The sequence below is a fragment of the Gilliamella sp. W8136 genome (assembly GCF_016101285.1).
Taxonomy (GTDB): domain Bacteria; phylum Pseudomonadota; class Gammaproteobacteria; order Enterobacterales; family Orbaceae; genus Gilliamella; species Gilliamella apicola_N.
Genome location: NZ_JACFQU010000001.1, coordinates 203,214 through 222,468, shown reverse-complemented (window position 1 = coordinate 222,468; position 19,255 = coordinate 203,214). Strand labels below are relative to the sequence as shown.

Sequence of the window (19,255 nt, the reverse complement as noted above, 5' to 3'; positions counted from 1 at the left end):
TTCATTAACAGTATGAATTTTTTGGCATATTTAATTTATTTGCCAATACAGAATGAACTGAATATTCTTCCTAATAAATCATCAGAAGTAAACTGCCCAGTGATTTCACTTAAGGCTTCTTGAGCTAATCTTAACTCTTCGGCTAAGAGTTCTCCTGCATGGAATGTTATAAGTTGGTATTGACCATTATTTAAATGCTCAGAGGCTTTTTCAAGTGCTTGCAGATGACGACGTCGAGCCAAAAAGCCACCTTCTGTACTGCTCGAAAATCCCATAGCTTGTTTTAGATGCTCACGCAATAATGTCACACCCTCTCCTGTTCGAGCAGATAATTGAATAAGCGCATATCCCTCTTCTTCGCTATAACCAAGTGCCTCGCCCGTTAAGTCTGCTTTGTTGCGAATCACTGTAACAGGTATATTTTTTGGTAATCGTTCAATAAATTCTGGCCAAAGTTTTTCGGGATTAGTTTCATTCGTTGTTGTGCTATCGACCATAAATAAAACGCGATCGGCTTGTTCGATTTCTTGCCATGCACGCTCAATACCTATCCGCTCTACTTCGTCACTTGCTTCACGTAGTCCAGCGGTATCAATGATGTGCAAAGGCATACCATCAATGTGAATATGTTCACGAAGTACATCGCGAGTAGTACCTGCAATATTGGTAACAATAGCTGCATCACGTCCAGCTAACGCATTAAGTAAACTGGATTTTCCGGCATTTGGTCGACCAGCAATAACCACTTTCATCCCTTCGCGCAATAGAGTGCCTTGTTTAGCTTCTTGGCGAACTTCGTTTAATCGTTCAATAACTTGATTCAGTTCTGCTTCTATTTTACCGTCAGAAAGAAAGTCAATCTCCTCTTCCGGAAAATCGATAGCCGCTTCCGTAAAAATACGCAAATGAATCAAGGATTCAACCAGTGCATTAACCTTTTTAGAAAATACACCTTGCAAAGATGAAATAGCAGATTTGGCCGCCTGTTCTGAACTGGCATCAATTAAGTCAGCAATCGCTTCGGCTTGGGCTAAATCAAGTTTATCATTTAAAAATGCCCTTTCCGAAAACTCACCCGGTTTGGCAATGCGCACGTTAGCGATTTCAAGTACGCGTTTTAAAAGTAAATCTAAAATAACCGGGCCGCCGTGTCCTTGTAATTCAAGGACATCTTCACCAGTGAATGAGTGCGGATTAGGAAAAAATAGAGCAATACCTTCATCAAGTGTTGAGCCATCGTTAGCTAAAAATGGAAGATATTCGGCATACCTTGGTCTAGGTAATTTACCTAATACTGCCTGCGCGACCTCTTGCGCTTTAGGGCCTGATATACGCAAAATACCTACACCACCTCGACCAGGTGGTGTTGCTTGCGCAACAATTGTATCTGATTTCATATTTGTTTATAGCTAATTTAAATTTTGATGATTAATGATATCATGGACGCTCGGCAAAAACAGTAGTGACTAACGCTTTTGCCGTTATTCGTTAATTTTAGCGTATTTTATCCATCGTTTCGTAGTTAATTTGTGGTTTTTGTATTATCACTAGGGTGATCAAAGAGCCAAGAATTTGCTAATGCAAGTGGCTCGCGAATTAATGCAACATACTTATCACCATTATTAAACGCTAATGGTGCCGATAAACCCGATACATCATGCACACCGGAACGTTTAGCAAGCATTATTGAGCGTAAAATATGAAAATCATTGGTAACGACCACCGTGTTGCCTAGAGGTAACACCTGATTGGCAAAAATAAATTGCTCAGCAGTGCGCCTTGATTTATCTTCTTGATAAACTCGGTTTGCCTCTATCCCTTTATCAATAAGATATTTTGCCATTACACTGGCTTCTGTTGCTGATTCGTCTTCACCTTGTCCACCACATACAACCACTTTAGTTTGAGGATTTTGGTTTAGATATTGAACAGCGACATCTAATCTGTCAGCTAAAGTTGGCGATGGTATAGCGGGAGTACCAATGACTTGTGTGCCTAATATAACCATGGTTTGAGCATGTAGACTCGGTTTTTTCGCAGCATAAATATAGATAACAATGTTACAGACAATAAAATAGATTAATATTAATAAAAAACCATATTTTATTAATTTCATTTAACATTACCCCTTATTTCACTTTTTAAAACAATTTTCAAAATGATCGTCGACAAGTCCCATTGATTGCATGAAAGCATAGCATATGGTAGAGCCGACAAAGGAAAATCCTCGTTTTTTTAATGCTTTTGACATTCGATCAGAGATGTCAGTATTAACAGGTACTTCACTCTTATCTTTAAAGTGGTTGATTATCGGTTTATTATCAACAAAAGACCAGATAAATTGTGAAAAATCTTCACCATTTTTTTGCATATTTAAATAGGCATGAGCGTTTTTGACAATACTGTTGAGTTTTAATCGGTTGCGAATCAATCCTTTATTTTCAAGCAAATGTTCAATATCCTCAGGCATAAGTTGGATGATTTTATAAGGGTCGAAATTAAAAAAACAACGACGATACTCATCGCGCTTTCTTAAAATAGTAATCCATGATAATCCTGCCTGTTGTCCTTCAAGACAGATTTTTTCAAATAATTTTAAGCTATCATATTGGGCTATTCCCCATTCATTATCATGATAATCAATATAAATTTGGTCATTTAAAACCCAATCACAGCGTGTTTTATTAGTATTATTCATTCCTGTTTTCATCCAAATTATTAAGTATTTTAAAAAATTTATTAATTTAAATTATAAATCAAATCCTCAGTTTTATAGCAAACATTAAATTTTTTTATGAGGGAAAAAAAGTCATTTTTTTGTGGCAGAATGATTTCTACATTTAAAAAAATCAAAAAGGATAGATTTTTTCTGGCTATCTCAAATAAATAGAAGGTTTTTCATGAGTCAATCTGAAATCAATGCCCAATGGCAACCCAGTTCTCGGCCATTAAATAGTAAGGATTTTAAAACATTAATATTGTCATCTTTAGGTGGAACACTTGAGTTTTATGACTTTGTTATCTACGCATTATATATTGATACCATTGTCAAACCGCTGTTTTTGCCTCATACCTTATCGCCATTAACGTTAGATTTATTTGCTTGGGGTATTTTTGCTGCTGGTTATTTGGTTCGTCCAATTGGTGGCATCATTATGGCACACTTTGGCGACAAAGTGGGCAGGAAGCAGATGTTTACTCTAAGCGTAGCAATGATGGCTCTACCTACCTTTATTATTGGTGTGTTACCAACTTACGAAACCATTGGTATTTTTGCCCCTTTACTGCTGTTAGTTATGCGTATGTTACAAGGTGCTGCAATCGGGGGCGAGATGCCAGGTGCTTGGGTATTTATCGCTGAGCATACCCCAAAACAACGTTATGGTTTGGGTGTTGGTACGCTAACATCTGGTATTACGGGCGGTATTTTACTTGGATTTTTCGTCACGATTATTATTGATCTCTATTTTACTAATCAAAATATTTTAGATTTCGCTTGGCGTATTCCATTTATTATTGGTGGTATTTTTGGCGTCATTTCCGTCTATTTACGAAAATTTTTATCTGAAACACCAATTTTTAAGGAATTAGCTGCCCGTAAAGCTTTAGAAAAAAGTATTCCCGTTGTGACTGTTATAAAAAAACATAAAAAAGCTTGTTTAATTGTCGCTTTATTAACTTGGTCATTATCAACCGCAATTATGGTTGGTATTTTAATCACTCCCGGACGTATCGTGGGTGGTATGTATCATTTTGCTAATCTTGATTGGCGTATTGGTGGGTGTATTGCTGCTTTAACATTATCAATTGGCTGTGTTATTTCTGGTTGGTTAGATGATAAATTAGGAACAGCAAAAACCGTTATCGTGACTTGGGGCGGATTAGCAATAGCCAGTATCTATTTTTACAGTTCATTAAGCGCGGATATGTCATTAACAAAACTTTATTCGATTTGGGCAGTATTTGGCTTATTTATTGGATCGATTGCCATGACTCCAATTATAGGTACGAGAACGTTTCCTCCTGCTATTCGTTATTCTGGGTTATCATTATCATATAATTTAGCTTATGCGCTATTTAGTGCAATCACACCGACTTTAACGATCTATTTATTAAGTCCTGATCATATTTTAGGTGAATATAGTTATCTTGGTGCAGGTATTTATATCTCAGCTGTAGCTTTACTTGCGGTTTTAGTTGGGTTTTCTCAGCTAGCCCAAAAGGGTTGGCAAAATAACACAGCTAATTAATCCATCAATTAATCAAGATACTAAATAGAAACAGGGCAATCGCCCTGTTTTTTAGTTCAAGATATGATGAATCTTTAATGTATTAACACAAATACATTAGCGCATTGTAACAAACTCTTCTGCCGCTGTTGGGTGAATAGCAACAGTGTTATCAAAGTCTTTTTTAGTTGCACACATTTTTAGTGCCACAGCAAATCCTTGTAACATTTCGTCCATACCATACCCTATACCATGTATTCCAACAATTTTTTCGTCAGGCCCCACACAAACCAGTTTCATTCGGCAAGGTTGGCGGTGACTTGTGACAGCCGTATACATAGCCGTAAAGCTTGAGGTGTATACTTTGACGTTTTCATCACCGTATTCTAAAATCGCTTGCGGTTCGGTTAGGCCTACAGTACCAATTGCTGGATGCGTAAATACCACTGTTGGAATATTAGTATAATCTAAATGTTCATCAGGTTTGTTATTAAACAATCTTTCCGATAAACGACGCCCAGCTGCAACAGCAACAGGTGTTAAAGCCATTGCGCCAGTATCATCACCAACAGAATAAATGCCAGGCACGTTCGTATTTTGGAATTTATCGACAATAACAAATCCGTTATCATTAACGTCAATACCTGCCGCAGATAAGTTCATATCCTGTGTAGCGGGTTCACGACCTATTGCCCAAATTAGACAATCAACCGTATAACTTTCACCATTTTCAAGGGTTAAGGTTAAACTATCATCGCTATTTTTAGTAACTGATTGCGGAATAGCAAACGTGTGTAGATGCTGTCCTTCTTCCGTTATTACTTCCATTAAGGTTTTAATAATCAACGGATCAAACGATCTTAATGGTGTTGCTTGACGAATAAATTGATGAGTTTCTGCCCCTAATGCATGCACAACCCCTGCAATTTCACAAGCAATATACCCTGCCCCAACCACAGCAACGCGTTTAGGTAAAGATTTTAATGCAAAAAAACCATCAGAGGTAATACCATATTCTGCACCTGGGATAGTTGGAATTGTCGGTTTACCTCCTACTGCAATTAAAATGTGATCGGCACTGTAATGTTCACCATTTACTTCGATTGTATGTGCATCAACAAATTTAGCGTAACCATATATGATATCAACATTGTTATTAGTTAAAACACGATCATAAGATTGGTGAATACGATCGATATAGGCATTTCGGCTATCAAGTAACTTATCCCAATTAAATTGATTAATTGTCGTATCAAAACCGTAATCCGGACCGTAGTGATTAATTGCTTCGGCGATTTGTGCACCATACCACATCACTTTTTTAGGTACACAACCTACGTTAACACATGTTCCACCTAACAATTTTGCTTCTATAATTGCACATTTTTTACCATATGACGCTGCTCGGTTCACTGATGCGATACCGCCACTTCCACCGCCAATCGCTATATAATCATAATGTTTGGTCATTAAATATCCTCTGTAATCGTTCTCCCAAATTAAGTAATAGCTTTGCACAAAGTGAATAATAAAAAAAGCGTTAATTATAAAATTTAACAATAGATTTTAACGATTGATCTTTGGTGTATTGAATAAAAAACCATTTTATTAGGGCGTTAGGTATATAAAGCTCTTAATTTTCAGCCTATCTGGGGGAGTAATATTAAAATGAAAAGCGAGTATAAAACGTTTGATTAGTGTAACGCCCGCTAGACTAATCGGTTACTTGATTCAGTAACCGATTTTGTCGAAGAAAGTTAGCGGTTTTTAATGGCATTGATAATGTTGGTGGTTGAGCAACCATCTTCAAAATTGAGGACTTTGACTGTGCCACCGGCAGCAGTGACTTCTTTGCCTCCCGCAATATCTTCAGGTTTATAATCACCGCCTTTGACTAATACATCTGGCAGGATGCTGGCAATAAGTCGTTGTGGTGTCTCCTCTTCAAATGGAACAACCCAATCAACTGAATTGAGTGCACCCAGAACAATCATGCGTTGCATAAGTGGATTAATGGGTCTTGATTCACCTTTTAATTGTTTTACTGATGCATCACTGTTAACTGCAACGATGAGACGATCGCCCAGTTTTCTTGCATTAGCAAGGTAAGATACATGTCCTGCATGTAGGATATCAAAACAACCATTGGTCATCACAATTTTTTCACCACGCATGCGAGCTTTTTTTACTTCTTCCTTAAGCTCATCTTCAGTCATTACTCCAAAACCATCATCGGCACGTGCACGGATAGCGTTGCTCAGTTCAACCTGCGAAACGGTTGATGTACCCAGTTTGCCAACCACAACACCTGCAGCAGCATTGGCAAGGAAACAGCTCTCTTCTAATGATTGACCGGCAGCCAAAGCTGCGGCTAATGTGGCAATAACGGTATCACCTGCTCCCGTTACATCAAACACTTCTTTCGCTTGTGTTGGTAGATGATAAATTGGTTTATTTAATTGCAACAAGGTCATGCCTTTTTCACTACGAGTCACTAATAGTGCTTTTAGATCATATTGCTTAATCAGTTGATGACCTTTTTCAACAATATCTTCTTCTGTTTGGCATCGACCAACTACTGCTTCAAATTCCGACATATTTGGAGTAAGTAACGTCGCGCCTCGGTAACGTTCAAAATCCGTACCTTTAGGATCGACCAATACCGGAACATTTGCTTGATTAGCCAGTTTTATCATGGCTTGTACTGCCGATAGCGCACCTTTGGCGTAATCCGACAAAACCATAACTTTATGTGTTTCTAATGCGGTTTGAATGCGTTCAAGCATGGGTGTAGAATCAACATTACCAAACCCCTCTTCAAAATCAATACGAATTAATTGCTGATTGCGCGATAAAACGCGTAATTTGGTAATAGTCGGATGTGTCGATACTGATACAAAATCACATTGTACTTTATGTTTACTTAATTGTTCATCAAGAATTTTGGCAGGTTCGTCAATCCCTGTTAAACCAATTAAACGTGCATTACCACACAGTGAGGTGATATTCATTGCAACATTGGCCGCTCCGCCGGGTCTTTCTTCTAAGGCATCAATTTTGACAACCGGTACGGGCGCTTCAGGCGATATGCGATTAGTGCCTCCATACCAATAGCGATCGAGCATAATATCACCCACAACGAGTACATTAGCACGGTTAAAATCAGGTAATGATGTTTTCATTATGATTAGTTATCCTTACTGGTTATTTAAAACATATCTATCGGTTATTACTTTTCATCTTCATCATCGGATGCAAAAGCATCTTCTTCACTATCTTCGTGTTTACGTGGTTGATAAAAACGTGCAAAGAAAGTTCCGATTTCAAAAAGCAGACAGATAGGTACAGCCAATAAAATTTGAGAAAAGACATCAGGAGGTGTGACAAACATAGCAACCGCAAACACCCCTACAATAATGTATGGCCGTTTTTTACGTAGGCTTTGAGGTGTAGTTATGCCTGTCCAACAGAGTAATATAATAGCAACAGGGACTTCAAAAGCGAAACCAAATACAATAAAAAGTGTCATCACAAAATCAAGATATTTTGTGATATCAGTATTAATCGCCACATCAATCGGTGCCGTGTGGATAAAAAAGTAAAACGCCAGTGGAAATACGACAAAATAGGCAAATGCAATGCCAAGATAAAAAAGAACAGTGCTTGATACAATTAATGGCATAACCAAGCGTTTTTCATGCTGATACAACGCTGGCGCAACAAATCCCCAGACTTGGTAAAGTACATAAGGAATTGAGATAAATATCGCCACTACAGCCGTTAATTTAATCGGGGTAAAAAATGGCGCGGCAATATCTGTTGCTATCATACTGCTACCTTGTGGTAACTGACTGATAAGTGGATTTGCCACAATATGATAAATATCATTAGAAAAATAGAGTAAACCGCTGAATACGACTAATATACAAATAATACAACGTAGCAGCCGTGTTCTGAGTTCGACAAGATGTCCAATTAAAGGTTGTGTAGCGTCGTCAGTCATGATTTATCTTTATCTGAGTGAATTTGAGGATCCAATTGAGTGGCCGAATCGATCTCTTTTTGTAGCGATTCTGTTACGCGTTTTAAGTCATCAATTGATTCCTGAATTTCTGGAGTCAGTGTTTTTAAACCGCTTTGTTCAGCCTTTTTTAAACTGTCTTGCAACTCTTGCAATTTTAGTTCTTTGTTTAATTCCAGTTGCACTGTTGCTGACATACGGCGCAGTACTTTTATCCAACCAGCAACCGTTTTAATAGCAACAGGCAATCGCTCTGGTCCTAATACAACCAGTCCAATAATTAATACTAATAATAGCTGACCAAAGCTGATATCGAACACGTGTTACTCTTTTTTGGAATTATTGTCATCAGTTGAATCAAGATTTTCAACTTTCGCTGAATTACTGCTTTCGGGTTTATCATCGTCATCATTCATGGCTTTTTTAAAGCCTTTAATTGATGCACCAAGGTCAGAGCCCAACGAGCGTAACTTTTTAGTTCCAAATAATAACACAACAACAGCAATTAATATGAGTAGTTGGGGCAAGCTTGGCATCATGATATCTATCTCCAATAAAGTTGAGATTTAAATTATACACTTAAATAATAAGATTCCAACAGTAACGATTAATGAATAATAAGCAATGCAATACCTGCAACACTAACTAAAGCAAGTATTGTCATTAAATATTGCTGACATTTTTTACTTTGTTGTAACTCTTGGTTAATTTGTTTTAATTGGGTATTCATCTGTTTGGTTATTCGTTCATAATCATTCAATTTCGCTGGTAACTGAGGCAAAATGATTCGCCATTGCGGTAATGATTCCCATGCTTGTTGTAATAGCTTTTGCGCACTATATTTATCTTCATACCATTTTTCTAAAAAAGGTTTGGCAGTTTTCCATAGATCAAGTTCAGGATAAAGCTGGCGACCCAATCCTTCAATATAAAATAACGTTTTTTCAAGCAGTATTAATTGTGGTTGGATATCCATCTCAAATTGCCGAGCTACCTCAAACAATTGCAATAAAATGTGTGAAAATGATATTTCGGCCAGTGGTTTGGCAAAAGCAGGCTCACAAACATTTCGCATCGCCCTTTCAAGAGCCACAATATCGGTTGTTTCAGGTACCCAGCCAGAAGCAATATAGGTTTCCGCTATTTTTCGATAATCGCGATTAAAAAAAGCTAAGAAGTTTTCAGCAAGATAACGCTGATCATCATTGCTTAATATGCCAACAATTGCGCAATCAATCCCGATATAACGAGGATCGTTAGGATCAGAGATATCAACAAAAATATTACCTGGATGCATGTCCGCATGGAAAAAGTTATCACGAAAGACTTGAGTAAAGAAAGCTTGAACGCCGCGCTGGGCAAGTAATTTCATATCGACATTATTTTGTTTAAGTTGCTCAACATTGGCAATAGGAACCCCTTTCACTCGTTCTTCAACAAGGACGTTCTTACGACATAACTCTTGATATACATAAGGAATATATAAAATATTACTATTGATAAAATTTTCTCGTAATCTAGCAGTATTATAAGCCTCTTGCAGTAAATCAAGCTCTTTTAATAGTGTTGATTCATAATCTCGTACGATTTCAACAGCACGCAGTTTCTCACCAAATTTTATACGTTTAGTAAATTGTTTTGCTACCCAATACATCAAACCAATATCAGCTTGAATTGCTGGCATAATATTAGGACGTAATACCTTGATTACGATTTCGGCTTGACTATGTTTTAATGTAGCCGTATGCACTTGAGCGATTGATGCTGACGCTAAGGGTTTTTCATCGAAATTAGTAAAATAATAGTCGATGGGTTGTTCAAGTGCTTGTTCAATAAGTTGTTTAGCAATTTTACCGTCAAAAGGATCGACCTGATCTTGTAATTTTGCTAATGCATTCGCAATGTCTTTGGGTAACACATCACGCCGAGTTGAGATCATCTGCCCGAATTTTATCCAAACCGGTCCTAACTCTTGTAAAGCTAGACGTAAACGTTCACCAATTGGTTGTTGCTTGGCTTTCGGTTTCACCCAAAATAGACAAAGCAATAAAAAGCGTAGCCATTTTGATAAACGATGTGCTGGCAAAAGCTCATTCAAACGATAAGCATGAAATACTGTTAATATTTTATAAAGTCGAAAAAATGTCATTATTTATCATCGCTTCAAAATTTAAAGCCGGTATGTAATGCGACAATTCCACCTGTCATGTTGTGATATTTAACATCGACAAAACCTGCATCTTCCATCATTTTTTTTAGGGTATTTTGATTTGGATGCATGCGGATTGATTCAGCTAAATAACGATAACTATCAGAATCGTTTGCCACAATTTTGCCCATTAATGGTAACATGGTAAAGGAATAAAGATCATAAGCTTTATTAAGAATTTTGTATTGTGGTTTAGAAAATTCCAGAATGAGTAAACGCCCACCCGGCTTTAATACCCGCCACATAGATCGTAATGCTTTATCTTTATCAGTAACATTGCGAAGACCAAACGAAATGGTAATACAATCAAAATAGTTATCCGCAAAAGGTAATTCTTCAGCATTTGCCTGTACATATTCGATATTTTTAAATAGGCCTTTGTCGCGCAGTTTATCACGTCCAACTTTTAACATGGATTCATTGATATCAGCCAAGACAACTAAGCCATTATCACCGACAAGTTGAGAAAATTTTGAAGTTAAATCACCCGTTCCACCAGCAAGGTCTAACACTTTTTGACCTTTACGCACACTGCTATATTCAATGGTGATTTTTTTCCAAATACGATGAATACCAAATGACATCAAATCATTCATTACATCATATTTATCTGCAACAGAATGAAATACATCGGCGACACGTTTAACTTTTTCTTCTTTTAAGACTTGCCGATAACCAAAATCAATTTTTTCTTGATTTGTATTATCTTGATTGTCAGATGATTGAGACATAAAAATTTACCTATCACAAAGATTTAGCTTATTTTAACATAAGCATGAATAAATGTGATGAACTAAATCAATAATGCTTCAACCATCTTGCTTACCGTTTCAAAATGTTGTGCAGGAGTATGATTAGGATCGAGATCATTTTGATGAATCACTAAATCGAAATGATAACTGTCTTTCAGCCCTTTCAACACTTGATTTTCTTTTTCAAAAATCTGTGTGTAATATTGAGCTAATGTATCAAAGTCAATCGTTGTGAAAAGCAGTTTATTGCTATTTGCTACTGCTCTTGAGAGTCGTTCCACATGTAAAATTGCAATGCGAATATAATCAGTTTCACTAAGATAACGTTGATTATATGGCGTTGAAATCTCTCGGTCTATATAGTTAATGTAACCATTACTGACATGTTGCGTATTATAAATATTGGCCAGTTGTAGCGATAACTCATTGAATTTACCTTGACCAATAATTGCGACTTTTTTGACAAAAAATGGTTTAGCCGCATCAGCAATAAATGACCAGTTTTTATAAGGATTTTGGCGAACTTGCGTCGCGCTGATGTTCATAAAATTACGATCAGCATCAACAATAATTACTGGGCAATCAAAATAGAATTCATAATCTTTGACATCTTGTGGTTCACTGGTGAATACAACATTTGGTTTAATTTTATGCTTAGATAAAATCTGTTTAACACGATCACTCCAATCTTTCCAGCCATTGGGGTAAGATTTAATGCCCGCTTCATCTAAAATGTGTATATGAATATTATGACGATCTTTAAACGTTTCTTTTAACCATGAAAAACGATCGCTAACTTGAGGTTGTCTTGGTAGATGACTTTTATCAAAAAGTTCTTTATCTCGTGTTGCTTCACAACCCAAAAAAATATGCAGCTCATCAACTTGTGTCATTGCTTTTTCAATTAAATAGATATGACCACAATGTAAAGGATAAAACTTACCAAAAATTAAACCAACTTTATACTCATACGTCATAACAAACACCAACACATTTATATGCTTTACTAGTTAACAATGTACAGAAAAAAAAAGCTATTTCTAATCAAATGATGCTATTAAATAGATTTCACCAAAGAACTTTTCAGATTCTTCAGTGTAACATTTTGATAATATTTAATAAAATTATAATTCAATATTTTTATAAATTTGATAATAAAATCCCTGTGGCAACTGAAATATTCAGTGCCGGCATATTATCATTACCTTTCAAATGTACGACGACATCAGCACAATTGACAAGTTTCATATTAATTTGCTGAAAAATAACTAAAGCAACCTTTTTATTAAATTGAACTTTATGTAATTCGCTCGAAGCAACCGATTTGGTTTGACAAGGTAGTAAAACAACAATTTGATAACCTTGTTGCTTTAATATATCAAGCGAGGCAACAAAATCATCACTTTTAATGGATTCAACTGCTTCTATACCGCCCTCAGCAACTCGCATTGCAGCGCCACTATCAAGCAGATTTGTTTGACGTAACATGACAGCATTTACACGATAAAAAGCTGCGCTCCTTATTAATCCACCTAGATTATGGGGATTATTAACATCATCAATCGCTAAAATACAATCCTTATCGGCATCACTTTTTTGTTCTAAATAATTTAATAAGGTTAATGGAATACGTTTTTTAACAATTAAACAGACTCCACCATGATGCTGTGTTTGAGTTATTTTATTAAGCTGTTCATTAGAAACAATATCATAACCTAAACGCTCTTGAACTAGCCAATTGATTAACTCTTTAAACTGATAAGTCATCTCTTGGATAATAAACAATTTAACGATGGCACTGCGTCGATGTTTGAATACCGCTTTACAGCTATTTTCGCTGTAAACTAAAGTTTCTTCTTTGCGTTGCCGATATCCGTCATAACCAAATGTCGGTGTTTGATCATTGGCACGTACTTTCTTCTGCCATGGTGAATCATGTTCAATTTCTGATGGAGATCGATTTAATTCAATAACAATACTTTTTTTTGCAAACCTTGGTCTATCACTGCGTGCTTGAAAAGTTTCAATACGGTCATTACGATCACGCTTCGGTTTAGACTGAAATGCATCATTTTTACGCTTATCTTTCCATCCAGTTGATTTTTCTTTATTAGCACGAGAGTGTTTTTTAGGCTCGCTATGTTTAGCGTAAAAAATAGTTGGTTTACTTTTTTCAGTATTGTCGGTCATATCAATCTCACAATTAATCGGTTATCGCGTTCGGATGGTTGGAGCTATCTTATCTAATACACCATTAACAAATTTATGGCTATCAGCTGCACCGAATGTTTTAGTTAAGTCTATCGCTTCGTTTATCACTACTTTATAAGGTACATCTTGACGTTTCATTAATTCATAAAGTGCAATGCGTAATATGGCAAGTTCTACTTGGCCTAGCTCTTCGACTTTACGTTCAGTGAGATAAGGAGCCATTTTTTCGTCTAATTCCGCAGTGTTTTTAGCAACACCTTGTAATAGTTCTCGAAAATACTTAGTATCAACACCTTTCATATCTTGTTCTGCAATAAAACTGGTCTCAACATCAGCAAGATCGTTTCTAGACACTTGCCAAGAGTAAATGGCCTGTACTGCACACTCTCTTGCCCGACGACGAGGATTAACTAATGCCACTAAATTACTCCTTAATTGCTTTAATAATATTTAGCATTTCTAATGCAGTTAACGCTGCTTCGGCACCTTTATTGCCAGCTTTTGTACCTGCACGTTCAATAGCTTGTTCAATAGATTCGGTTGTTAAAATACCAAATCCCACCGGAATGGTATGATCCAAACTTGCATTTAATAATCCAGAACTCGATTCACCTGCAACAAAGTCAAAATGCGCTGTGCTACCACGAATAACCGTACCTAACGCCACAATTGCATCGTATTTTTTTGATTGCGCAGCAACTTTAGCAGTTAAGGGAATTTCGTAAGCACCTGGCACCCAAATTATGGTAATGTTTTTTTCGTCAACTTGACCAATACGAGTCAACGCATCGACAGCACCGTTGACCAAACTTTCGTTAATAAATTGATTAAATCGAGCCACAATAATGGCAACTTTAGCATTGGGTGCAGCAACTTGACCTGTAACAGTTTGCATGTTAATTCCTTATTTATTGATTTTAAATGCAATTTCACTATCTTTATTTGTGAAAATTTTCCTGTAAAATTGTATCACAAATTAACAGCTTATCCTATTGGCAAATAACGCTTCGAACAAGCTTTATCTAACAATTTATTGGTAAAAGAAATACAAATATTTTGTCTATTAATGCACAATAATTTTTTTTCATTCGTTAACATAAAAAATTTATGCAATTAATAAGCTAATTTGCTTAATTCCTCTTCTTTTTTTTACTTAAACATATGCCTTACCTGAAACTTTTTTACAAAATTTGTAATTTAATTTTTATTATCGCTTGCAAGCAGTTAGGAAAAAACTACAATGGTGATAAAGTTTTTTTTAATTACGAGGTAGGACTGATGTATATTGACAATATTCGAAACGAATTAACCCAAGCAATTGATGTACTAACAAACTTTGTTTCGGATGAAAAAAATCTTAAAGCTATCCAACAAGCAGCGGTATTAATTGCCGATTCATTTAAGCAAGGCGGTAAAGTATTGTCGTGTGGTAATGGCGGTTCTCATTGTGATGCCATGCATTTTGCTGAAGAGTTAACGGGTCGTTTTCGTGATAATCGTCCTTCCTATCCAGCAATTGCAATATCGGATGTAAGCCATATTTCATGTGTAGGTAATGATTATGGATTTGATTACATTTTTTCACGCTATGTTGAAGGTGTGGGTAACAAAGGTGATGTATTACTCGGTATTTCAACATCAGGCAATTCAACCAATGTCATTAAAGCCATTGAAGCGGCTAAACAAAAAGGCATGAAGATCATTACACTAACGGGCAAAGATGGCGGTAAGATGAATGGACTTGCAGATGTGGATATCCGTGTTCCACATTTTGGCTATGCTGATCGCGTACAAGAAATCCATATCAAAGTTATCCATATCCTAATTTTACTTATTGAAAAAGAGATGACCAAATAAAATGTGTGAACTATTGGGTATGAGCGCTAACGTGCCAACGGATATCTGTTTTAGTTTTACCAGTTTAATTAAACGAGGTGGGGATAAAGGTCCCCATAAAGATGGCTGGGGAATCACGTTCTATGAAGGAAAAGGTTGCCGAACGTTCAAAGATCCTGAGCCTTGTAGTTACTCCGCAATCGCCAAAGTGGTTCAAGAGTATCCTATCAAGTCTAAGGCTGTAGTTGCACATATTCGACAAGCAAATCGTGGCGGAGTCGCACTTGAAAATACCCATCCATTTACGCGTCAGTTGTGGGGAAAAAATTGGACTTTTGCCCACAATGGTCAATTAACTGATTACCAAGATCTTGAAACAGGTCTTTTTCAACCTGTCGGTGAAACAGACAGCGAATATGCTTTTTGTTACTTAATTAACCAACTGCACCAAACGTATCCACAACAACCTACTGATGATTTAGCCTTATTTCACTTTATAAAGCTTTGTGCTGATAATCTCAGTAAGCTGGGTATATTTAATATGCTGCTTTCTGATGGACAATTTGTCTTTGCTTACTGTACCACCAATCTACATTGGATAACCCGTAGAGCTCCCTTTGGCAAAGCAAAACTACTTGATGAAGATGTAGAAATTGATTTTCAAAAACATACAACACCTAATGATGTAGTAACCATTATTTCGACTTTACCTTTAACATCAAATGAGACTTGGAATAAACTTAACACAAATGAAGCAATCTTATTTAAAAATGGTGAAATCAACCAATCTTTTTCATCTTAACGCGAACCATTGGCGGTTCGTCTTTGAATAAGTACTGTAAATACGCTAATGTTAATAGGCCAATAAAGGTTAATATAATCCAAGGTAGGTGTGGAAAACCAATCTCCATAGCAATATCATAAAGCCATCCCGCACCGGTATAACCAATAAATCCGCCTAGAGCCAGCCCCAACCGACTAAACCCCATGTAACTGCCTTTAGCTTTAGGGTTTGTTAAAACCGTTGATAAAGTTTCTCTGGCAGGTTCAGCAACAATTGCTCCTAAATAAAAAAGTGCAATTAGTGTTAAAAGCATGGATAAATGTGTCGTAAAACCAATAATGATAAAAGCAAATGACATCAAGAACAGACCGAATTTAAGACGTTGATCCAATCTAAAATATTTTTCACTTAAGCGCGCAAGTGGATAAAGTAATACTAGTGAAATACCAGCTTGAATTGCATACATCCATTTTATATAACTAGGGCTACCAGATACTTGAGTTATAGTGAGCGGTAACATTAACATTATCTGTACCCATAACACATAATAACCGGTTAAAGTAAGCACATAACGGGTAAATTTTTTATCTTTAACAACCATTTTCATACCATTGATGATCGGTGCTTTACCTATGGCTATGTGGTAAGCTGGCAAAAAGAAAATATTAAAAATACCACACAAGAAGAAAATAAAAGCCCCACACCAACAGACTAAATGGAAGTCATAATCAATTAAAATCCCACCAATAAGTGCACCAATAACTGCACCCGCATTATCTTGTATCATTAATAGCGAAATAAATTTGCCACGCTCATGTGGACGAGTGAATTTAATGGTCAATCCCATACGAGGGGGATCAAAAAGTAATCCTCCTAATGCTGAAAGCAAACAAGAAAGTAACAATAGCCAAGGTTCGCTAGCAACCGCCATCGATATAAATCCGACGCAACGCAAAAACATTCCAGTAACAATCATCGGTTTTGCACCAAAACGATCAGCTATCGCCCCACCAATAATTCCAAAACCTTGTTGCACAAATTGTCGAAAACCTAAAGCAAAACCGACAAATAGAGCACTCCATCCAACTTGACTTACAAAATGAGTCGAAACCAGAGGGAAAACGACGTAAAAACCTAAGACAATAAACAAATTATCCAACAATAGTATTTGTCTGCCTGTTTTACGAATTTGGGATGGTATTGGCATTTACTCAACTCTTTCGGCTAAATAACTTTGATAATCAGGAATTTCGATATCAACTTCTTGCTTAAAAATCGCCGATTGAATTAATGCATTGGCAGTAGCTTGGTTGGTTGCAACTGGGATATTCCAAACTGTTGATAACCGTAATAACGCTTTAACATCTGGGTCGTGTGGAACGGCGTTAAGTGGATCCCAAAAAAAGATAAGAATATCAATTTTACCTTCCGCAATTAATGCACCTATTTGCTGATCACCGCCCATTGGCCCACTAAGCATCGGGGTAATATTTAATCCTGTTTCTTTTTTAATTAAGGTACCCGTTGTTCCTGTTCCACATAAATTATGATGTGCAAGTTCTTCTCGATTTTTTTGACACCAATTTAATAGCGATTCTTTCAAGTGATCATGCGCAACTAATGCAATATTTTTTTTTGCTGGTAACTTACGAGTGGTATAACGCATTTTTGTTGTCCTAATTCTTTATTATTTTTTTTAAATTTTTAACAGAGTATGAATTAAAGTGCAAGGGATATTTATTGATCAATCGATAATAAAAAAGGCACCGAAGTGCCTTTTTAGAATTTAACAAGTTACAACCAATTAGAATTGATAGATTAAACCAAGTGCAACGGTATCTTTAGTTGTAGCTTTAATTTGTGATTTAGTAAATGCACCGTCTTCGTAAAGAGCACGACGTGCACCAATATCATCTTTATCTAACAAGTTGATTTTGTAATCAATAATAGCTTGTAGGTTTTTGTTGAAATCATAAGTTAGACCAACATCAACATATTTAGCTAGGTCGTTACCTTTAAGGCCTGCATCACTTGTTAAGCTAGATGCATCTTTAACTTTATGTTGGATATAAGCTAAAGATGGAGTTAAACGACCAACTTCAAAGTCGATACCATATTGTGCTACGAATTCAAAACCTTTAGTTTTTAAATCATCCGCACGACGCTCTGTTGTAGCATTGTCCCAACCATATTTTTGTTTGCCTTCAATATATAGCGCTGCTAAATATACATTATTGTTGTCGTATTTAACACCTGCTGACCATGATTTAGCATCTCTATGACCGCCTGTTTGTGCATAACCAGCACCAACAGATAGACCAGTGTCAAGCACATCCCAATCTACTACAGAACCCCATGCTTCGGCACTGTTGTGACCATTTCGAGCATGTTCATTGAAATGACTAGTTGAACTATTATCACCATTGTCAGCGTACTGAACAGCAAAGCGTAAACCATTAACTAGACCGAAGAAATCTGAGTTACGGTAAGTTGCTACAGCTTTAGTACGTGCAGTTAAAGCATAAAGATTATTATCTGATGCATCACCACCAAATTCAGGTAAAACATCGGTATATGAAGTTAAGGTTTTTAATACACCATCATTACGACCATAATCGAATGAACCGAAATCACCAAAGTTTAAACCTGCAAATGCATAACGAGTTTCGTTATCTGCATTTTTACCAGTTTTTGCTTCATATTCCCAACGACCATAACCCGTTAAGCTATCAGTAACTTGAGTTTGTCCTGACATGCCTAAACGAGCGGTAGTTTTGTCACCTTCGCCAGTTTGATTGTCGCGATCAGTAATATAGTTTAAAGCATAAACTCGACCATAAAAGTCCACTTTATTACCATCTTTGTTCCATACTTCAATAGAAGCGTTAGCTGTACCTGCAATTAAAAGCGCAGGGATTGCGATTGCTAATAGATTACGTTTCATTTTGTTACCCTCGTAGGTATATTTTATTATTAAAGAAGCAAATTACTTTGCTCTGGATTTAATAGTTAACTACTAAAAAATAGTAATTATATTATTACGGTGATATCTATTTTAATTTTTATAAAATAGATTTTAATCGTATACACTATCTATTTAACAATGTTCTTTAGATTAAATCTGAAGTTTTGCGATTATTTTAATATTTAATATTAAATTTTTTAAACATTAAATGTTTTTTTGCTCAAAAAGAGTTTTTTTAGATATTAAAA

The 19,255-nt window shown here is 36.2% G+C and carries 19 protein-coding genes and 1 pseudogene; 3 read left to right on the top strand and 17 right to left on the bottom strand.

The window, feature by feature from the left end; genetic code table 11:
* Positions 1-35 precede the first annotated feature (35 nt).
* From mnmE to H3T96_RS00990, 3 genes are all read right to left on the bottom strand, one after another.
* On the bottom strand, positions 36-1,397 hold the full coding sequence (gene mnmE / locus H3T96_RS01000; RefSeq protein WP_086318505.1) for a tRNA uridine-5-carboxymethylaminomethyl(34) synthesis GTPase MnmE: 1,362 nt from the start codon (positions 1,395-1,397) through the stop codon (positions 36-38).
* Between the two features lie 125 nt (positions 1,398-1,522).
* Positions 1,523-2,116: a YdcF family protein gene (locus H3T96_RS00995; protein WP_144091351.1), complete on the bottom strand. Its 594-nt coding sequence runs from the start codon at positions 2,114-2,116 to the stop codon at positions 1,523-1,525.
* An 18-nt stretch (positions 2,117-2,134) separates the two neighbouring features.
* The gene (locus H3T96_RS00990; RefSeq protein ID WP_065738616.1) at positions 2,135-2,698 is read right to left on the bottom strand and encodes a DNA-3-methyladenine glycosylase I; all 564 of its coding nucleotides are present in this window, start codon (positions 2,696-2,698) and stop codon (positions 2,135-2,137) included.
* 202 nt (positions 2,699-2,900) lie between these two features.
* Between H3T96_RS00990 and H3T96_RS00985 the strand changes: the two genes are divergently transcribed.
* Positions 2,901-4,250, top strand: a complete 1,350-nt coding sequence (locus H3T96_RS00985) for an MFS transporter (RefSeq protein WP_144091350.1) — start codon at positions 2,901-2,903, stop codon at positions 4,248-4,250.
* A gap of 96 nt (positions 4,251-4,346) precedes the next feature.
* Here the strand turns inward: H3T96_RS00985 and gorA are convergent, their stop codons facing one another.
* The 11 genes and pseudogenes from gorA to ribE all read right to left on the bottom strand — a co-directional run bounded on the left by gorA (position 4,347) and on the right by ribE (position 14,317).
* A complete protein-coding gene (gorA, locus tag H3T96_RS00980; protein ID WP_144091349.1) occupies positions 4,347-5,699 on the bottom strand; it encodes a glutathione-disulfide reductase in 1,353 nt (450 codons plus the stop codon).
* A 287-nt stretch (positions 5,700-5,986) separates the two neighbouring features.
* Entirely contained in the window at positions 5,987-7,411 is a 1,425-nt protein-coding gene (hldE, locus tag H3T96_RS00975; RefSeq protein WP_144091348.1) for a bifunctional D-glycero-beta-D-manno-heptose-7-phosphate kinase/D-glycero-beta-D-manno-heptose 1-phosphate adenylyltransferase HldE, read from the bottom strand.
* A gap of 47 nt (positions 7,412-7,458) precedes the next feature.
* Positions 7,459-8,232 (bottom strand): twin-arginine translocase subunit TatC, encoded by a 774-nt coding sequence (gene tatC, locus H3T96_RS00970; protein ID WP_086326090.1) that lies wholly within the window; start codon positions 8,230-8,232, stop codon positions 7,459-7,461.
* A 14-nt stretch (positions 8,233-8,246) separates the two neighbouring features.
* Positions 8,247-8,570: pseudogene (tatB, locus tag H3T96_RS00965) on the bottom strand (Sec-independent protein translocase protein TatB); the annotation flags it as partial.
* Between the two features lie 3 nt (positions 8,571-8,573).
* Positions 8,574-8,786 (bottom strand): twin-arginine translocase TatA/TatE family subunit, encoded by a 213-nt coding sequence (gene tatA / locus H3T96_RS00960; protein ID WP_370545706.1) that lies wholly within the window; start codon positions 8,784-8,786, stop codon positions 8,574-8,576.
* A gap of 71 nt (positions 8,787-8,857) precedes the next feature.
* Positions 8,858-10,399 carry a ubiquinone biosynthesis regulatory protein kinase UbiB gene (ubiB, locus tag H3T96_RS00955; RefSeq protein WP_144091346.1) on the bottom strand — a complete coding sequence of 514 codons (1,542 nt, stop codon included), beginning with the start codon at positions 10,397-10,399 and terminating at the stop codon, positions 8,858-8,860.
* Between the two features lie 14 nt (positions 10,400-10,413).
* A complete protein-coding gene (gene ubiE, locus H3T96_RS00950) occupies positions 10,414-11,190 on the bottom strand; it encodes a bifunctional demethylmenaquinone methyltransferase/2-methoxy-6-polyprenyl-1,4-benzoquinol methylase UbiE (protein WP_144091345.1) in 777 nt (258 codons plus the stop codon).
* Positions 11,191-11,252: 62 nt separating this feature from the next.
* Positions 11,253-12,188: a multifunctional transcriptional regulator/nicotinamide-nucleotide adenylyltransferase/ribosylnicotinamide kinase NadR gene (nadR, locus tag H3T96_RS00945; protein WP_086326086.1), complete on the bottom strand. Its 936-nt coding sequence runs from the start codon at positions 12,186-12,188 to the stop codon at positions 11,253-11,255.
* A 163-nt stretch (positions 12,189-12,351) separates the two neighbouring features.
* Positions 12,352-13,401, bottom strand: coding sequence for a TrmH family RNA methyltransferase (locus H3T96_RS00940; protein ID WP_144091344.1), 1,050 nt, complete (start codon positions 13,399-13,401; stop codon positions 12,352-12,354).
* A gap of 21 nt (positions 13,402-13,422) precedes the next feature.
* Complete coding sequence (nusB, locus tag H3T96_RS00935) at positions 13,423-13,842, bottom strand: transcription antitermination factor NusB (RefSeq protein ID WP_144091343.1); 420 nt, start codon at positions 13,840-13,842, stop codon at positions 13,423-13,425.
* 4 nt (positions 13,843-13,846) lie between these two features.
* Positions 13,847-14,317 (bottom strand): 6,7-dimethyl-8-ribityllumazine synthase, encoded by a 471-nt coding sequence (gene ribE, locus H3T96_RS00930; protein ID WP_065738607.1) that lies wholly within the window; start codon positions 14,315-14,317, stop codon positions 13,847-13,849.
* Positions 14,318-14,700: 383 nt separating this feature from the next.
* Here ribE and lpcA point away from each other — a divergent pair, with 383 nt between their 5' ends.
* Together lpcA and H3T96_RS00920 are read left to right on the top strand one after the other, a co-directional pair.
* Positions 14,701-15,279, top strand: a complete 579-nt coding sequence (lpcA, locus tag H3T96_RS00925) for a D-sedoheptulose 7-phosphate isomerase (RefSeq protein ID WP_086326964.1) — start codon at positions 14,701-14,703, stop codon at positions 15,277-15,279.
* Position 15,280: 1 nt separating this feature from the next.
* Positions 15,281-16,060 (top strand): class II glutamine amidotransferase, encoded by a 780-nt coding sequence (locus H3T96_RS00920; protein WP_144091342.1) that lies wholly within the window; start codon positions 15,281-15,283, stop codon positions 16,058-16,060.
* Here the strand turns inward: H3T96_RS00920 and mdtH are convergent.
* The 3 genes from mdtH to H3T96_RS00905 all read right to left on the bottom strand — a co-directional run bounded on the left by mdtH (position 16,038) and on the right by H3T96_RS00905 (position 18,986).
* Entirely contained in the window at positions 16,038-17,249 is a 1,212-nt protein-coding gene (gene mdtH, locus H3T96_RS00915; RefSeq protein WP_144091341.1) for a multidrug efflux MFS transporter MdtH, read from the bottom strand. The two genes, H3T96_RS00920 and mdtH, sit on opposite strands and share 23 nt — an antisense overlap.
* On the bottom strand, positions 17,250-17,708 hold the full coding sequence (locus H3T96_RS00910) for a methylglyoxal synthase (RefSeq protein WP_086308370.1): 459 nt from the start codon (positions 17,706-17,708) through the stop codon (positions 17,250-17,252).
* Between the two features lie 138 nt (positions 17,709-17,846).
* The gene (locus H3T96_RS00905; protein WP_144091340.1) at positions 17,847-18,986 is read right to left on the bottom strand and encodes a porin; all 1,140 of its coding nucleotides are present in this window, start codon (positions 18,984-18,986) and stop codon (positions 17,847-17,849) included.
* Positions 18,987-19,255 lie beyond the last annotated feature (269 nt).

Excerpts from the sequence above, each read along its gene's own strand:
- H3T96_RS00990 (WP_065738616.1), bottom strand. The coding sequence starts at position 2,698 with ATGAATAATACTAATAAAACACGCTGTGATTGGGTTTTAAATGACCAA.
- ribE (WP_065738607.1), bottom strand. The coding sequence starts at position 14,317 with ATGCAAACTGTTACAGGTCAAGTTGCTGCACCCAATGCTAAAGTTGCC.
- H3T96_RS00995 (WP_144091351.1), bottom strand. The coding sequence starts at position 2,116 with ATGAAATTAATAAAATATGGTTTTTTATTAATATTAATCTATTTTATT.
- mnmE (WP_086318505.1), bottom strand. The coding sequence starts at position 1,397 with ATGAAATCAGATACAATTGTTGCGCAAGCAACACCACCTGGTCGAGGT.
- lpcA (WP_086326964.1), top strand. The coding sequence starts at position 14,701 with ATGTATATTGACAATATTCGAAACGAATTAACCCAAGCAATTGATGTA.
- nadR (WP_086326086.1), bottom strand. The coding sequence starts at position 12,188 with ATGACGTATGAGTATAAAGTTGGTTTAATTTTTGGTAAGTTTTATCCT.
- H3T96_RS00985 (WP_144091350.1), top strand. The coding sequence starts at position 2,901 with ATGAGTCAATCTGAAATCAATGCCCAATGGCAACCCAGTTCTCGGCCA.
- gorA (WP_144091349.1), bottom strand. The coding sequence starts at position 5,699 with ATGACCAAACATTATGATTATATAGCGATTGGCGGTGGAAGTGGCGGT.
- tatC (WP_086326090.1), bottom strand. The coding sequence starts at position 8,232 with ATGACTGACGACGCTACACAACCTTTAATTGGACATCTTGTCGAACTC.
- mdtH (WP_144091341.1), bottom strand. The coding sequence starts at position 17,249 with ATGCCAATACCATCCCAAATTCGTAAAACAGGCAGACAAATACTATTG.
- hldE (WP_144091348.1), bottom strand. The coding sequence starts at position 7,411 with ATGAAAACATCATTACCTGATTTTAACCGTGCTAATGTACTCGTTGTG.
- H3T96_RS00920 (WP_144091342.1), top strand. The coding sequence starts at position 15,281 with ATGTGTGAACTATTGGGTATGAGCGCTAACGTGCCAACGGATATCTGT.
- H3T96_RS00940 (WP_144091344.1), bottom strand. The coding sequence starts at position 13,401 with ATGACCGACAATACTGAAAAAAGTAAACCAACTATTTTTTACGCTAAA.
- tatA (WP_370545706.1), bottom strand. The coding sequence starts at position 8,786 with ATGCCAAGCTTGCCCCAACTACTCATATTAATTGCTGTTGTTGTGTTA.
- ubiB (WP_144091346.1), bottom strand. The coding sequence starts at position 10,399 with ATGACATTTTTTCGACTTTATAAAATATTAACAGTATTTCATGCTTAT.
- H3T96_RS00905 (WP_144091340.1), bottom strand. The coding sequence starts at position 18,986 with ATGAAACGTAATCTATTAGCAATCGCAATCCCTGCGCTTTTAATTGCA.
- H3T96_RS00910 (WP_086308370.1), bottom strand. The coding sequence starts at position 17,708 with ATGCGTTATACCACTCGTAAGTTACCAGCAAAAAAAAATATTGCATTA.
- ubiE (WP_144091345.1), bottom strand. The coding sequence starts at position 11,190 with ATGTCTCAATCATCTGACAATCAAGATAATACAAATCAAGAAAAAATT.